Raw genomic sequence first — 15,744 nt, 5'->3', positions numbered from 1 at the left:
CTTTACAAATTCTTACTATATATTATAATGCACTAAAATTTATAAAACAATTAATAAGAATTATTATTTTCATAGAAGTCCGTTAAATCTCATAAGAAAATCATAATATAAGTCACCTTTTTCTGAAGTACATCCATAATCAATTAAATAATAATTATCATTTATAAATCCCCATGAACTATGAACATATAAATCTTCTTTAAAAAGAAGAAATTTTTCTCCAAGTTCAGCTATATCTTCTTCAACGGATTCTTCATCTCTAAGGTCTGATAATTTAACAAAGGATTTTTTCTTTATATTGATATGGGTCTCAGCTCTTGGCATGATTAAAAAATTCCTATTATATACTAGGACGGGGCAAAGATATCTTTTAATGTGATAGGGTGAATTTTTAAAAATATATGATTCAACATAATTTTGGTGAAGACCATCTTCCCCTTTAGCAACTTTAACGACTAAGTTTTTATTTAATGCAAAAACTTTTCTTGAAATACCTTCACCAAGAAAAGTGAAATTCCTTTTGAAATCTTTAATTGAAAGAGTATCTAGATAACGGATAAGTATATTTAAATCATTTATATTCATAAATAAATAAACCTCAAAGTGCTTCATTATAGTTTATGAAGCTAGTCTAATAAAAGTTAATTTAAATTTTTCAAAATTTGTAGTATGATTGAGTTTCGGGCATTTAAAATATTTATAATAATTAAATTAAAATGTTATAATGTTTATAGATTATTAAATTATTGAATTATAAAATTTAAGACTAAGGAGCGAACAAAAGTGAAAAATTTTCTTGAAAATTTAATAGAAAATAATAGAGCATATACAGAGCATGGAAAGTTAGCATCATATATTCCAGAGCTAGAGAAAGCAAATAAAGATGATTTAGGTATATATATAGTAACTCTTGATGGAAAAGAGGTGGGGGCAGGAGAGTATGAAAAGAAGTTTACAATCCAGAGTATTTCAAAGGTTATAACTTTAATGCTTGCCATTTTAGATAATGGAAAAGATAGAGTTTTTTCAAGAGTTGGAGTTGAGCCAACAGGAGATAGCTTCAATAGTATTGTAAGTTTAGAGAGAAAACCTTCTAAGAAACCTTTTAACCCAATGGTTAATTCAGGAGCTATATTAACAACTTCTTTAATAGAAGGAGATACTGAAGAGGAGAAATTTGAGAGAATATTAAACTTTACTAGAAAAGTAACAGGAAATGATTCAATTGAATTAAATGAAGAAGTTTATTTATCAGAAAAAGAAACTGGGGATAGAAATAGAGCATTAGCATATTTCATGAAAAGTAACGGTGTTATAGAAGGAAATATAGATGATATTGTAGATTTATATTTCAAACAATGTTCTTTAGAAGTTAACGCTAAAGATTTAGCTAGACTAGGTGCTATGCTTGCAAATGATGGAGTATTACCATGGAACGGAGAAAGAGTAATATCTAGAGAAATATGCAGAATAATAAAGACTATAATGGTTACTTGTGGAATGTATGATGATTCAGGTAAATTTGCTGTACATATTGGTGTTCCAGCTAAAAGTGGAGTTGGTGGAGGAATAATGTCTGCTGTTCCAAGAAGAATGGGAATCGGAATATTTGGGCCAGCTTTAGATGAGAAGGGTAATAGTATAGCAGGAACTCATGTAATGAAGGACTTATCTGAAGAATTAGATTTAAGTATTTTCTAAAATGTGTTAATATAATTAAAACTAATGGAAAGAATTATTAGAGTATAAAAACTTTAATATTGTTATAGAAAATAAATTGGTTATTTAAATAGAATATTTGGAGGAAAAGAATGAAAAGATTATTAATATTGGACGGGAACAGTCTTTTAAATAGAGCATTTTATGCCGTACCTCTTTTGAGCAATAGCGAGGGTACACATACCAATGCCATTTATGGTTTTACAAACATGCTTTTCAAGATGAAAGATGATATAAAGCCTGATTATATAGTTTGTACTTTTGATAAAAAAGCACCTACTTTTAGACATCTAGAGTATGGTGACTATAAGGCGGGAAGAAAAAAAATGCCTCCTGAGCTTGCTGAGCAATTCCCAATAGTTAAGGATATGCTTAAGCTTTTCTCAATTACAACATATGAATTAGACGGTTTTGAAGCAGATGATATAATTGGAAGTTTAGCTAAATTTGCAGAAGAAGAGGGCATAGAAGTATTCATAATGACAGGAGATAAGGATGCTCTTCAATTAGCTTCTAAAAATATAAATGTTTGTATAACTAAGAGAGGAGTTTCTGAAACCGAGGTTTATAACTTTGATAGAATGGTTGAAGACTTTGGCGTTACTCCAACTCAATTTATAGATGTTAAAGGGCTTATGGGAGATAAGTCAGATAATATCCCAGGAGTACCAGGTGTAGGTGAAAAAACAGCGTTTAAACTTATAAAAGAGTATGGATCAGTTGAGGCTGTTTTAGAGAATATAGACAACATAAGTGGTAAAAAGTTAAAAGAAAACCTAACTGAAAATAGCGAACAAGCAATATTCTCAAAAAAATTAGCTACAATAATGACTAATGTTCCGATAGATTTTAATTTAGATGAAATAAAATCTAAGGATGATTACAATAAAGATGAGCTAAAAGCCTTATTTACAAGACTTCAAATGAAATCAGTTTTAGATAAATTATCAGATGGTGAAGAAGAAGAACCAGAGATAGATGTTAAATCTGAAAGTATAGATAATAAGGAAAAATTAGAAGATTTATTAAATAGTATAAAAGATGAAGTATATATTAATTTTACTTATTTAAATAAAGAAAAGTATTCTACTATAGAGATTGATAAAATATTTATAAATTATGATGAAAAGAATTATATAATTAATTTTAAGGAGTTAAGAGAAAATATAGATTCATTAGAATTACTTAAAAAATTCTTTGAGGATGAAAAAATATTAAAGTATGGATATAGCGTAAAAAATGCTCTAACTGCTTTAAGAAAAGTAGGAGTAAATTTAAATGGATTAGCTTTTGATTGTGAATTAGCTGCATATTTAATAGATTCTTCAAAAGGTGATTATGCACTTATGTCATTAATAAACAACTATCTTTCAAAATTCCCTAATGTAAAAGAGGGAGAGGAAGAGATAGTAGAGATATCATTTATGAAAGATTTAACTTCTGTTTTAAAGAAAAAAATAGAAGAAGAAAATATGGAAAAGTTAATGTATGAGATAGAGCTTCCGTTAGAAGTAGTTTTATCTTCTATGGAATCAATAGGATTTAAAGTTAATAAAGATATTTTAGATGAGCTATCTGTTAAGTTTAAAAGAGAGATTGATGAAACACAAAAAACTATATTTGAGCTTGCTGATGAAGAATTTAACATAAATTCTCCAAAACAATTAGGTAAAATATTGTTTGAGAAGTTAGATTTACCGGTTATAAAGAAGACTAAGACTGGATACTCAACAAATGCAGAAGTTTTAGATAAACTAAAAGATAAGCATCCAATAATAGAAAAGATAACTTATTTCAGACAATTATCAAAGATATATTCAACTTATGTTGAAGGATTAAAGGCTGTAATAGATGAGGATGGAGCTATTCACTCAACATTTAATCAAACTGTAACTACTACTGGTAGATTATCATCAACTGAGCCTAACCTTCAGAATATACCAGTTAAATATGAAATGGGTAGAGAGATAAGAAAGGTATTCATACCAAAGAATGAAGGAGATCTTTTAATTTCAGCTGACTACTCACAAATAGAACTTAGAGTATTAGCTCATATATCTGATGATAAAAACATGATAGATGCATTTAATCATCATTCAGATATACACACTAAGACTGCTTCAGAGGTATTTAAGGTTCCGGTAGAAGAGGTTACACCTTTAATGAGAAGCAGAGCTAAGGCTGTAAACTTTGGTATAGTTTATGGAATAAGTGATTTTAGCCTTTCACAAGATTTACACATAACTAGAAAAGAAGCTAAGGAATACATGGATATATACTTTGAAAGATACCCTAAAATTCAAGAATACATTTCAAATGTTATAGAAGAGGCTAAAACAAAAGGATATGTTTTAACTATGTTAAATAGAAGAAGATATATACCAGAAGTAAATGCTTCAAACAAAATAGTTAAAGCTTTAGGAGAAAGACTTGCTATGAATGCTCCAATTCAAGGAACAGCGGCAGACATAATAAAGCTTGCTATGGTAAATGTATATAACAAGATAAGAGAATTAAACTTGAATAGTAGATTAATACTTCAAGTACACGATGAACTTATTATAAATGTAGTTCCAGGTGAACTTGAGCAGGTTAAGAAACTTTTAAAAGAAGAGATGGAAAATACCATTAAGTTAAGTGTTTCATTAGATGTAGATGTTAATATCGGTGAAGATTGGTATAAGTTGAAGTAAGGGGGTATTACACTATGATTAAAGTAGGTCTTACTGGGGGAATATGTTCTGGTAAAAGCACAATATCCTCTATGATAAAGGATACAGGAATACCAGTTTTGGATGCGGATATTATTGCTAGAGAGGTATTAGAAAAATATCCTGATATACTTTTAAGAGTTAGAGCTACTTTTGGAGATCATTTCTTTGATTGGAGAGGAGACTTCAGAAGAAGAGAGTTTGGAAATCACATATTTAGATTTCCTAAAGAGAGATTGAAATATGAGGAAATAATTATGCCTTATATAAAACAAGAAATTGCTATTAAGCTTGAAGAACTTGAAAAGGCTGGAGAAAAAATAGTGGTTGTTGATGGAGCAACCTTAATAGAAAACAATATGCATACAGACATGGATATGCTAGTTTTAGTTTGGGTAGATAAAAATAGTCAAATTGAAAGGATAGGCTTTAGAGATAAGCTAAGTAAGGGCGAAGCTATAAACAGAATAAATTCTCAGTTAAGTCTTGAGACAAAGAAAGAGTATGCTAACTTCATAATTGATAATAGTGGTAATTTAATTAAGACAAAGGAACAGATAGATGATTTATTAGAGTTTTTTACTTTATATCAATAGGAGAGTTATATGAAAAAAATTATAAGGCTGGTAATAATAGCACTAGCCATATACTTATTGTTTTTAGGGAGTGGATATATACTAAGAAGTGTTATATTTCCACTAAAATATATGAATTATGTTGAGAGATATAGTGAACAGTATGATTTAGATCCGTACTTTGTTTTATCTGTAATGAAGGCAGAGAGTAACTTTAATGAAGATGCCAAGTCTAATAAAGATGCTAGAGGTCTTATGCAAATAACAAGCTCTACTGGTAAGTGGATAGCTGAAAAACAAGGAATTGAAGACTTCGACCCTAATTTATTAAATGAGCCTGAAGTTAATATAAGATTTGGATGCTGGTATTTAAATAATCTTTATGGAGAATTTAAAGACTGGGATTTGGTTATTGCAGCATATAATGCTGGTAGAGGAAGAGTTCAAGAGTGGTTAAAGAGTGATGACCATTCTGATGATGGTAAAAATCTTACCTATATTCCTTTTAAAGAAACAGACAAATATGTTAAAAAAGTAAATGTTTATTACAATATATATAAATCACTTTATACTTAAGAAATTTTAATATAGGTTGGATACTCTCCAACCTATATTATTTTTAGGAGGCGATATTTTGAAGAAGTGGTTAATAGCTATAGGAGTAATTATAGTTATAGCTATGGGAGGCTTATATTTAAATAGAGAGTATTTAAAACCTATAAATATCACTGTGAATTGGCAGAACAATTATAATCCACCAGAAGAAGAAAAGTTATTAAGCTTTATAGAAACTGATTTAAGCAAATCAGGATATGGTATTTATACGAATTATTTAGATGAAAGTTCAGAAGGTGATATAACCAAAGGACATTCAGTTTTATCAGAATCTGAAGGAATTATGATGTTATATGCAGTTAATGCAAACAAGAAGGAATTATTTGATGAACATTTTGATATAGTTAAAGAAATGAGACTTAAAAATGGGCTTATAAGTTGGAGAAAAGATGGGAACATTAATTCACCTTCATCAGCTACTATTGATGAACTAAGAATAATAAAGGCATTATTACTTGCAAACAATAGATGGGGTAAATTTTATTATAAATTTTATGCTATAAATATTGCTAATTCTCTTTTAAAACATGCAGAAGAAAATGGGTCTTTAGTAGATTATATAGATGAGTATGGTAAAGGAAAAACAACTACTTTATGCTATTTGGATTTACCAACTATGAAGGTGTTAGGTCAGTTAGATAATAAATGGAATTCAATATATGATAAATCTAATGAAATAATAGAGAATGGTAGAGTTTCTAAAACTATTCCTTTATATAGAAAAATGTTTTATCAAGATACTCAGAAATATGATGATAATAAAAATGTAGATCTACTACTATCAACCATAGTTATTTTAAATAGAGTTGAAGCTGGAGAGAATGAAGAGGCATCAATTAAGTGGATAAAAGAAAAGTTCAAAAAAGATGGGTTCTTAGTAGCAACATATGATGAGAATAGTGGAGAGCCTACATCAACAGTTGAATCCCCATCAATATATGCTAATGTGGCATTAATAGCTAATTATATAGATGATAAAAAGCTTTTTGATGAAGCTATAAATAAATTGAAGTATTATCAGATTAAGGACAAGAAAAGTGTGCTTTATGGAAGTTTTGGAGATACAAAGACTGAAAGTGTATTTTCTTTTGATAATCTAAATGCTTTACTTGCTTTTCAGAAGTATAAAAATGAATAAAGAATATGAGTAATAATTCAATTTAACATTGCATATAAATATATTGTTAAGTGTTTATATGCAGATATGGTGGAACGGCAGACACGGTATCTTGAGGGGGTATTGCTCTAAGGGCGTGCGGGTTCAAATCCCGCTATCTGCACCAAAAAAAGACTAATTTCTTTATTTAAGAGTTAGTCTTTTTTTTGTTTTTATTCTGTATAATATAACAAATACTTTTAAATAAGAGGGATATAGAATGAGTAGAAATTTTGATTATAGCTTACATTACATAAGCGATAATTTAGAGAAGGATCTAAGAGAATGTACCTACTTAGGAGAAGGTCATAATGGAGTTGTTTTTTTGCTTAAAGACAATAGAGCCATTAAGATTTTTAAGTATGATAAGGTATGGAAAGATGAAAGTAGTATTTTAGAGCGTGTCAGTAAATCGAGATTTTTTCCAAAGTTATATGAGACTGGAGAACGGTATATAGTAAGAGAGTTTGTTGATGGTATTTGTATGGATAAGTATTTAAGGAGAAATACGCTTAACAAGAAGCTTTGTGAAGAATTATATCTTATGATTTTAGATTTTGAAAAATTAGGATTTAAAAGGGTGGACATAAGATGTAAGGATATTTATATACAGAGTGATTTTACTTTAAAGATTATAGATCCTAAAAATAATTATAAACGAAAAGTACCTTATCCAAGGCACTTATTAAAGGGGCTATATAAACGAAAGGAGTTAGAAAATTTTCTTGAGTATGTAGGAGAAGTTGATGAAGAAAGAAAGTTATGTTGGGAAAAGAAATTTGATAAATATTTTCAAGAAAAGAACATGTTAATAAAGTTTGAATAGATGGATAATAAATGGTAAATTAATTTAATGCTCATTTAAAGATTATAATTTTAGTAGTATGGTTAATATATAAGAAGTTTTTATACTAAATAGTCTAAAAAGGAGCAGGTTGTTTTGAGAAAGAGTTTTATATTAAAAGATAGTGAAGGATTAGAATTACAGGGATACAGATGGAGTAATGACAAAACTGAATATAAAGCTATAGTTCACATATTACATGGTATGACAGAGGATGCTATTAGATATGATGAGTTTGCAGAAAAACTTGTTGAAAATGGATTTTTAGTTTATGCACACGATCATAGAGGTCATGGATTTACAGCTAAGTCTAAAGATGATTTGGGATATATAGCAGACGATGAAGGCTTTGAATGGATGGTTAAAGATGCTAAAGAATTTATAGAAAAGACAAAAGAATTCCATAAAGGAAAAAAAGTAATATTGTTTGGGCATAGTATGGGTTCTTTCATAAGCCAGAGACTTATACAAGAGCATGGTGAATTAATAGATATTTTAGTTTTATCAGGAACAAATGGAGAACCAGATAAGTTAGCACCCTTAGGGCAGTTAATAGCAAATGCTGAAATTAAATTAAAGGGAAGAAAACACAGTAGTAAGCTTATGGACAAACTTGTTTTTGGAGGGTTTAATAGAAATTTTAAACCATCTAGAACAGGGTATGATTGGCTTTGTAGTGTAAATGAAGAAGTAGATAAATATATAGCTAATGAAAGATATGGATTTATTTGTTCAAGTTCATTTTATTATGATTTATTAAGAGGAATAAGAAGCATACATAAAGAAGAGAATATGAAAAAAATAAATAAGGAAATGCCTGTTTATATATTTGCTGGTGATAGAGATCCGGTCGGAAATTTTGGTAAAGGCATAGTAAATTTAAATGATAAGTTAAAGAGTTTTGGACTTAATGATGTTTCTTATAAGCTATATAAAGATGGAAGACATGAAATGTTGAATGAGTGGAATAAAGAAGAAGTTATGAATGATACAATTAGTTGGTTATTGAAAAAGATATAAAAGATATATATAATTAACTATGATTTAACGGGGGGTTATTAGAAAGTTATTTTGATACAGCCCATTTTCTATTTGGATATAGGGTATAATTAAATCAAGACATGTTATTTAATTTAAGTTTTAGAAAAGTAGGGAATAAGTATGAAAAATGATTATAGAGTTATAGATAATTATATAAGAAACGGAGATAAAGCTCATGATGAGGGGAATTTAATAAAGGCTTTAAATTTCTATTTGAGAGCAGAAGAATTATTAGGTGATGATAAAGATATAGATTTGATAATAAGCATAGCCCTTATGTTTGATGAGATTGGAGATAGTAAGAAAGCTAAGGAGAAATACAAGGAAGCTTTAAAGATAAATCCTTGTGAGGTAAGAGCATATTATGGCTTAGCTGTCATATATGATGAGGCAGAAGAGTATGGTATGGCAATTGATTTATATAGTAAAGCTATAGAGATTAATCCTGTTTATGATAGGGCTTTGTTTTTCTTGGCTAACGCTTTAGATAACTTTGGTGATAAGGATGGAGCTATAGAATATTACAAGAAAACTATTGAAATATGTCCTGAAGATTTTTGGGCTCATATTAACTTAGGCTCTATATATGAAGAGAGAGATATGCTTCAAGATGCCTATAGAATGTTCTCCAAGGCGTTACAAATTGATGGTGAACATTATTTAGCTTTATTTAATATGGGGGTAATATATAAAAGATTAAATATATTTGATAAAGCAAAAGTCTTTTATGAGAAATCTATGAAAAAGAACTTTGGATATCCATACACATTCTTAAATTTAGCTGTAATTTATAAAGAAGAAAGAAATATTAAAAAAGGAATAGAGATATTATCTTTAGGAATTAAATTTAATCCTCAAAATCATTTCTTATTTTATAATAGAAGTTGCTTCAAAGCTTTGTTAGGAGAAGATATAGAGGATGCGGTAGATGATTTAATTAAAGCAGTTGAATATTATCCTGGATTTATGAAGTATATAAATAAAGACAATGATCTAGTTCAAGTTAGAAATAATAATAGATTTAAAGAATTTATAAGAACACTAGAATTTGGTGAATGCTAATTTTAGTGTTCTTTTTTTATAAAACAACAATAAAATACAATATTTACAAAAAATAAATAGAATTATAAAAAAAATATGGTAATGTATAACTGTATGACAAAATAAGGGGGAGAAGTTTTGGATTATATTCAATATAAATATATGTATCTTAAATGGAATAAAACTAGAAATTTAATAAAAAGTTTCTTTATTATAAATATTATTTTGATTATAGTTTATATTTTTAATCCATATGTAGCTTTAAATTTATCTACAGTTATAGAAACTGTATTAATATTTGCAATAACATTTATTAGCACAAGTATATTGAAATTTTCTAATAGATATAGATTTAAAATTATTAGCTTTTGTCTTCTTACAATAGCATTATTAAAGTTTTCTACATTGGTATATTTACTTGCATCATGTTCTGAAACAAAAATATTAGAATATATACAATTGCAAGGTGTTTCTATTGCTTTAATACTTGAAAGTATATATTGTTTTATTATTGTAGCTTATAATAAGAGACCAAGAAAACTTAATGTAGTGATAATTGGTTTTATGGGATTAATAGCATTTATTAGTTCCTTTCTTAGCAATATTTATATTTTTTTTGGGATAACAACAATATTGTTTACAATTATATTATTTCAATTTAGAGATTTTAAACTAATAATAGATAAATCTATAAATTACTTAAAACTATTGGTTATTTTGAATATACTTGTTAATTTTTTAGATTTAATTACTTTTCACTTTGAGATAAGAGGATTACTTTTAATAAGTGATATAATAAAAATCTTTGTTTATATAATTATATATATTGGAGTAGCTGATGTAGTAATAAGAAAACCTTATGATAATTTAAATAAAAAAATTATTGAAAAAAATTCAAAGATTAGAAGACTAAATAAAAGAATGGAAAGTAGCAATAATGCTTTTAAAAGGTTTAATAAGAGGATCAAAGGTAAAGAAAATTATTTTAAAGATTTTATAGAAAATGTACCTAAGCCTATGATAGTTCTAAATATAAATAATTTAAGAATTTTTACTTTTAATAAAGAGTTCACAAAGGAGTTTAAAATAAAAAATAAAAGAGAACTAATAAATAAGAATATATTTGATTTAATTAAGGTTGAAAATAAGGATATGTTTATTTTATCTAAACGAGGAGTAGGGTATGCAGTTTGTAAAGGGGAAGAGAAATTTTGGAACTTAGAAATAATAGCAGATACTAAGGAAAATTTGATAATATCTCTTGAGAATATAAGTGAACTGAAACACGCAGAGAAGATAAAGGGAAACTTAAATAAAAAAGGTTTAGAGGAACAAATAAAAAAAGATTTCTTAGCTAGTATTTCTCACGATTTAAAAACTCCTATTAATGTTATATATACATCAACTCAATTGCAAAAAAAAATATTAGAGTCTAATAGTTTGGAGAGAATTGATTATTATAATCAGGTAAATAAAGAAAATTGCATTACACTTATGAGATTAGCTAACAATTTAATTGATTCATCGAAGATAGACTATGATTATCTTAAACCTAATTTAAAAGTATATAATATTGTAGATTTAGTTGAAGATTCTATAGATAAGCTTTCTGAGTATATAAAGGATAAAGAATTAGCATATATTTTTGATACTAATGAAGAAGAGGTATTCGTTAAATGTGACCAGGAATTTATGCAAAGAATAGTTATAAATTTAATTTCAAACTCCATAAAGCACACAAGACATGGTGGAATATGTGTAAATATAAAAGCTAGCAAAAAGAAGGTTTTTATTGACTTTAGTGATACTGGAGAAGGCATGGAGAAAGATTTTTTAAATAGGGCTTGTGACAAGTATTATAAAGTGGAAAATAGCTTAGGGTTAAAAAATAAAAGTACAGGAATAGGTTTGTATATTGTTAAAAATTTAGTTGAATTACAGAATGGAACTATAAAAATAGATTCAATAAAATATGTAGGAACAAATATAAGGTTAGAGTTTAGTAGGGAGAATACTTGTGAAATATAAGGTTATTGATGAAAATCCGAAATTACAATATTATCTTTTAAGAGTAGTATGTATTGCTATAGTAATTGTAGGAGCTTTTGAGATTTATGAATATAATTATAATTTCTATTATAAGTTACTTAAGGTAACATCAATAATATTAATGGGAACTGCCATATTAATAGGGGAAAGTAGCAGAATTATTAATAAGAAAAATTTAACATCTTATATATGTATAGCTATATTTTGGATTATGATACCTGAAATTTTATTTTTAATTGACGATCTAAATGGAGCATATAGTTTAAAATACTTTTTATCTTATAAGATATTTAGTATTTTAATCCAAAATATTTCTTTTACACTAGCTGTAGATAGTAAGTTGAAAAAAGAGGACTTTAAAGTGTTAAAATATAAACTCTTATCTACAACGATTTTGGTAAATGCTATCTATGTGCTGTTAATATTAAATAGTGAGTTAATTGATTTGGTAATTAATATTTTATATGAGAATGACTTTATATTTTTGTATGTGCTTATAATGTTTTTATTAAATTTTATTATGCTTGCTAGCAAATCAGAAAATACATCAGATAAATTCTTTTATTATACAGCACTATATTTATTATTAAATTCAATTGGAGATTTCATACTTTTAAATAATTTGGATTTAAATATATCATCATATTCTCTAGAATTAGCTTTTGGACTATTGCTTCATTTTATAAGTTATTATATTTTAGCTGAAGGAATAATAAGACTATCATTAAATAAGAGCTTTAATGAAATAAATAAATCAATTCATAAGAAAAGAAATGAATATAAAAAGAATAAAAAATATTTAAATAAAAAATTAAAAGAATTAAAAGAATTAGAGGATATTTTAGTTAAAGAAGAAAGACTTTTTAATAAGGTTATTTCAGAAATAGGAGACTGTTTATTTATGTTTAATAGAAATAAATTGTTTTACCTTAATGATAAAGCATTAGAATTTATTGATATAAAAAGAGGAGAGTCCATATTTTTTGAAGAGATAGATGAGATAAATAAAAGAATAAATAGTAAATTGATTTATGCCAAAGCTAATAGCAATAGTAAAAATAATTATAGTGAGATAATATTTAGAAATAATAATAATGAATTTTTAGAGGGAGAAATTTATACAGTAGAATTCTCAGACATTTATAAGATTATAATTTTAAAAGATGTTACTAATAGAAATAATGCTTTAAGGTTAAATAGTTATTTAAGCAAGAAGTTAGATGAAGAGAATGTAAAAGGAGAGTTTTTTACCAATATATGCCACGAATTAAGAACTCCAATAAATGTTATAAATTCAGCTCTTCAATTAAATGATATAAATATCAAATCGCAAAATATAAAGTCAGTTACAAGAAATAATTTTATAATAAGACAAAATTGTTTAAGGCTTATAAGAACAATAAATAACTTTATAGATGCTAATAGAATATCAGAAGGGCATATTGAAGCTATGGTAACAGTTTATAACATAGTTGAAGTTGTGGAAAATATATTGGAAGCTTCATCAAGTTATATAAGAAAGAAGAATATAAATTTTGTGTTTGATCCAGATTTTGAGGAAATATTTATAGCTTTTGATAGAGATTTCTTAGAGAGAATAGTATTAAATATATTATCAAATTCAGTTAAGTATGGTAAAGAAAATGGGAATATATATGTGAGAATATATTTTGAAGAAAGAGATTTAGTAATATTAGTAGAAAATGATGGTGTATCAATTAGTTATGATGAACAAAAATATATATTTGATAAGTTCACTAAAAATAATAAGTCTTTAAATAGGACCCAAGAAGGTAGTGGATTAGGTCTTTATATAAGTAAGTCACTTATGAAAATGCAAGGCGGTGATTTAAAGCTTAACATTTATGAAGGTGATGGAAATCAATTTAAATTGTATTTTTATAATGTTGATTTATTTAAAGAAAATTCTAGGGATGAACATTATATGGACAATGAAATATATAACATATTAGAAAAGGCCGAAATTGAGTTTTCAGATATTTATGTATAATATATGATTCACAATAAACATATACTTACCTTGAGGGGTGGTGTATATGAATATATTTAAAGTAAATGGCAAGTTTAATTTAGGTGACTTAATAATCAGCATTTTAATAACATTAGGTGGTGGTTTTGTAATTAGTAAATTTATAAGTGGAAGTACAGAGGTGTATGAGTCTTTAAATAAGCCTTGGTTTAGCCCACCAGCATGGGTTTTTTCTATAGTTTGGACAATACTTTACATACTTATGGGGATTGCTGCTTATAGAATTTATCAGAGATATAAAGAAGGTGAAAAGGCTAAGGGGACTTTACTTATTTATGGGTTACAACTTATATTAAACTTTGCTTGGAGTTTTATATTCTTTTATTTTAAATTATATGGACTAGCATTTATTGAATTAATAATTTTATTAATATTAATAATAATTACTACAATAAAATTCTTTAGGTTTGATAAGATTTCTGGATTGCTTATGATTCCATATATAGCTTGGGTTTCTTTTGTAGGAGTTTTAAATTTCTTTATATGGATGTTAAATGAGATGTAAATAAAAATTTTATAAAATTAATTGGCTTATAAATATATTGTGAGTTTAATCATTGAAAATTACTTATTAATCAAAAAAACTCATAATATTTTATAAGCTTTATTTTTTAGGAAACTAATGTTGATAATTTTTGTTTTAGTGCTTAGATTAATATAAAAATAATATTTAGTGATATAATTATTAGTAAGAAATTGAGATGAATTTAAAGGGGGAGAATATATGTTAATTAGAAATGGTAAAATATTTACTTGTAGTAATGATAAGGTTTATGAAAAAGGAGATATTTTAATTAGAGAAGGAAAGATTGAAAAGCTTGGGGAAGATTTAAGTGATTACATAAAGGATGAAGAAATTATTGATGCAGATGGACTAATGATTTTTCCAGGGTTTATAGAGGCGCATTGTCATCTTGGAATTCATGAAGAGGGAAATAAAGGTGCAGGAAATGGGACAAATGAAGCTAGTGACCCAATAACACCTCATATGAGAGCCATAGATGGAATAAATCCTTTAGATGGAGGTTTTGATTCAGCAAGGAAATCTGGTGTTACAACAGCTGTAATAGGACCTGGAAGTGCTAATATTATAGGAGGACAGTTTGCTGCTATAAAAACATCTGGAATTTGCATCGATGATATGGTTTTAAAAGAACCAGTAGCGATGAAGGTTGCTTTTGGAGAAAATCCTAAAAGAGTTTATGGAAATGAAAAAAATAAAATGCCTAAAACGAGAATGGCAATTGCTGCCCTTTTAAGAGAAACATTAACTGAGGCAATTAATTATAGAAATAAAAAAATAGATGCAGAAATAGAAGATAAATATTTTGCTAAAAATTTAAGATATGAAGCATTACTTCCGTTATTAAATGGAGAGATTCCAATGAAATCTCATGCTCATAGAGCAGATGATATTTTAACTGCTATCAGGATAGCTAAAGAATTCAATTTAAAAATAACTTTAGACCACTGTACAGAAGGTCATTTAATAGCTGACTATATTAAAAAGGAAGGATTAAATGCAATTGTTGGTCCTACTTTAAGTTTTAATGGGAAAGCAGAAACTTTAAATAAAACTTTTAAAACTTCTAAAGTTTTAGTGGATAAAGGGGTTAAAGTTGCCATAACTACTGATCATCCTGTGGTTACAATAGATAATTTACCATTATGTGCAGGTATGGCTATGAAAGAAGGTTTAAGCTTTAATGAAGCGTTAAATGCCATAACAATAAATCCTGCTGAGATAATAGGAATAGAGGAGAGAGTAGGAAGCTTAGAAGAAGGTAAGGATGGAGATTTAGTAATATTAAATGGAAGTCCATTTGAAATAGCCACAAAGACTATTTATACTATTATAGATGGAGAAGTGGTTTATAAAGACTAGGAATAAAATTGATTTTATATTATAATAAATAATGTTTTGAAATTATTTTGAGCTTAAA

General features: G+C 27.0%; 13 protein-coding genes and 1 tRNA gene. 13 read left to right on the top strand and 1 reads right to left on the bottom strand.

The annotated features are described in order from the left end of the window. Positions 1-69: 69 nt before the first annotated feature. Entirely contained in the window at positions 70-585 is a 516-nt protein-coding gene (locus ACQZHJ_RS13775; protein WP_430486126.1) for a hypothetical protein, read from the bottom strand. A 198-nt stretch (positions 586-783) separates the two neighbouring features. On the opposite strand from ACQZHJ_RS13775, the gene glsA reads away from it, so the two are divergent. From glsA to ACQZHJ_RS13710, 13 genes are all read left to right on the top strand, one after another. Continuing rightward, positions 784-1,701: a glutaminase A gene (gene glsA, locus ACQZHJ_RS13770; RefSeq protein WP_430486125.1), complete on the top strand. Its 918-nt coding sequence runs from the start codon at positions 784-786 to the stop codon at positions 1,699-1,701. A 110-nt stretch (positions 1,702-1,811) separates the two neighbouring features. Continuing rightward, entirely contained in the window at positions 1,812-4,412 is a 2,601-nt protein-coding gene (gene polA, locus ACQZHJ_RS13765; protein WP_430486124.1) for a DNA polymerase I, read from the top strand. A gap of 14 nt (positions 4,413-4,426) precedes the next feature. Then, a complete protein-coding gene (gene coaE, locus ACQZHJ_RS13760) occupies positions 4,427-5,026 on the top strand; it encodes a dephospho-CoA kinase (protein WP_430486123.1) in 600 nt (199 codons plus the stop codon). Between the two features lie 9 nt (positions 5,027-5,035). Continuing rightward, a complete protein-coding gene (locus ACQZHJ_RS13755) occupies positions 5,036-5,581 on the top strand; it encodes a lytic transglycosylase domain-containing protein (RefSeq protein ID WP_430486122.1) in 546 nt (181 codons plus the stop codon). A 58-nt stretch (positions 5,582-5,639) separates the two neighbouring features. Beyond that, the gene (locus ACQZHJ_RS13750; RefSeq protein WP_430486121.1) at positions 5,640-6,758 is read left to right on the top strand and encodes a glycosyl hydrolase family 8; all 1,119 of its coding nucleotides are present in this window, start codon (positions 5,640-5,642) and stop codon (positions 6,756-6,758) included. A gap of 60 nt (positions 6,759-6,818) precedes the next feature. Then, positions 6,819-6,903: transfer RNA gene (locus tag ACQZHJ_RS13745), tRNA-Leu, on the top strand. 93 nt (positions 6,904-6,996) lie between these two features. Further along, positions 6,997-7,602 (top strand): hypothetical protein, encoded by a 606-nt coding sequence (locus tag ACQZHJ_RS13740; RefSeq protein ID WP_430486120.1) that lies wholly within the window; start codon positions 6,997-6,999, stop codon positions 7,600-7,602. A gap of 114 nt (positions 7,603-7,716) precedes the next feature. Continuing rightward, positions 7,717-8,640 (top strand): alpha/beta fold hydrolase, encoded by a 924-nt coding sequence (locus tag ACQZHJ_RS13735; RefSeq protein WP_430486119.1) that lies wholly within the window; start codon positions 7,717-7,719, stop codon positions 8,638-8,640. Between the two features lie 141 nt (positions 8,641-8,781). After that, positions 8,782-9,723, top strand: a complete 942-nt coding sequence (locus ACQZHJ_RS13730; protein ID WP_430486118.1) for a tetratricopeptide repeat protein — start codon at positions 8,782-8,784, stop codon at positions 9,721-9,723. Between the two features lie 117 nt (positions 9,724-9,840). After that, positions 9,841-11,730 carry a sensor histidine kinase gene (locus tag ACQZHJ_RS13725; RefSeq protein ID WP_430486117.1) on the top strand — a complete coding sequence of 630 codons (1,890 nt, stop codon included), beginning with the start codon at positions 9,841-9,843 and terminating at the stop codon, positions 11,728-11,730. After that, positions 11,720-13,762, top strand: a complete 2,043-nt coding sequence (locus ACQZHJ_RS13720) for a sensor histidine kinase (RefSeq protein WP_430486116.1) — start codon at positions 11,720-11,722, stop codon at positions 13,760-13,762. Before ACQZHJ_RS13725 ends, ACQZHJ_RS13720 begins: the two co-directional genes overlap by 11 nt. 46 nt (positions 13,763-13,808) lie before the next feature. Then, positions 13,809-14,306 carry a TspO/MBR family protein gene (locus ACQZHJ_RS13715; protein WP_430486115.1) on the top strand — a complete coding sequence of 166 codons (498 nt, stop codon included), beginning with the start codon at positions 13,809-13,811 and terminating at the stop codon, positions 14,304-14,306. 219 nt (positions 14,307-14,525) lie between these two features. Continuing rightward, the gene (locus tag ACQZHJ_RS13710) at positions 14,526-15,686 is read left to right on the top strand and encodes an amidohydrolase (protein ID WP_430486114.1); all 1,161 of its coding nucleotides are present in this window, start codon (positions 14,526-14,528) and stop codon (positions 15,684-15,686) included. Positions 15,687-15,744 lie beyond the last annotated feature (58 nt).

It is taken from the genome of Clostridium sp. B9, assembly GCF_050509515.1.
GTDB lineage: Bacteria > Bacillota > Clostridia > Clostridiales > Clostridiaceae > Sarcina.
The sequence above is the reverse complement of the archived record's forward strand: the minus strand, read 5'-3'. Positions and strand labels throughout refer to the sequence as shown.

What these genes read in the sequence shown, in the direction of transcription:
- polA (WP_430486124.1), top strand. Translation starts at nt 1,812, where the DNA reads ATGAAAAGATTATTAATATTGGACGGGAACAGTCTTTTAAATAGAGCA.
- ACQZHJ_RS13755 (WP_430486122.1), top strand. Translation starts at nt 5,036, where the DNA reads ATGAAAAAAATTATAAGGCTGGTAATAATAGCACTAGCCATATACTTA.
- ACQZHJ_RS13715 (WP_430486115.1), top strand. Translation starts at nt 13,809, where the DNA reads ATGAATATATTTAAAGTAAATGGCAAGTTTAATTTAGGTGACTTAATA.
- ACQZHJ_RS13775 (WP_430486126.1), bottom strand. Translation starts at nt 585, where the DNA reads ATGAATATAAATGATTTAAATATACTTATCCGTTATCTAGATACTCTT.
- ACQZHJ_RS13740 (WP_430486120.1), top strand. Translation starts at nt 6,997, where the DNA reads ATGAGTAGAAATTTTGATTATAGCTTACATTACATAAGCGATAATTTA.
- ACQZHJ_RS13730 (WP_430486118.1), top strand. Translation starts at nt 8,782, where the DNA reads ATGAAAAATGATTATAGAGTTATAGATAATTATATAAGAAACGGAGAT.
- ACQZHJ_RS13710 (WP_430486114.1), top strand. Translation starts at nt 14,526, where the DNA reads ATGTTAATTAGAAATGGTAAAATATTTACTTGTAGTAATGATAAGGTT.
- coaE (WP_430486123.1), top strand. Translation starts at nt 4,427, where the DNA reads ATGATTAAAGTAGGTCTTACTGGGGGAATATGTTCTGGTAAAAGCACA.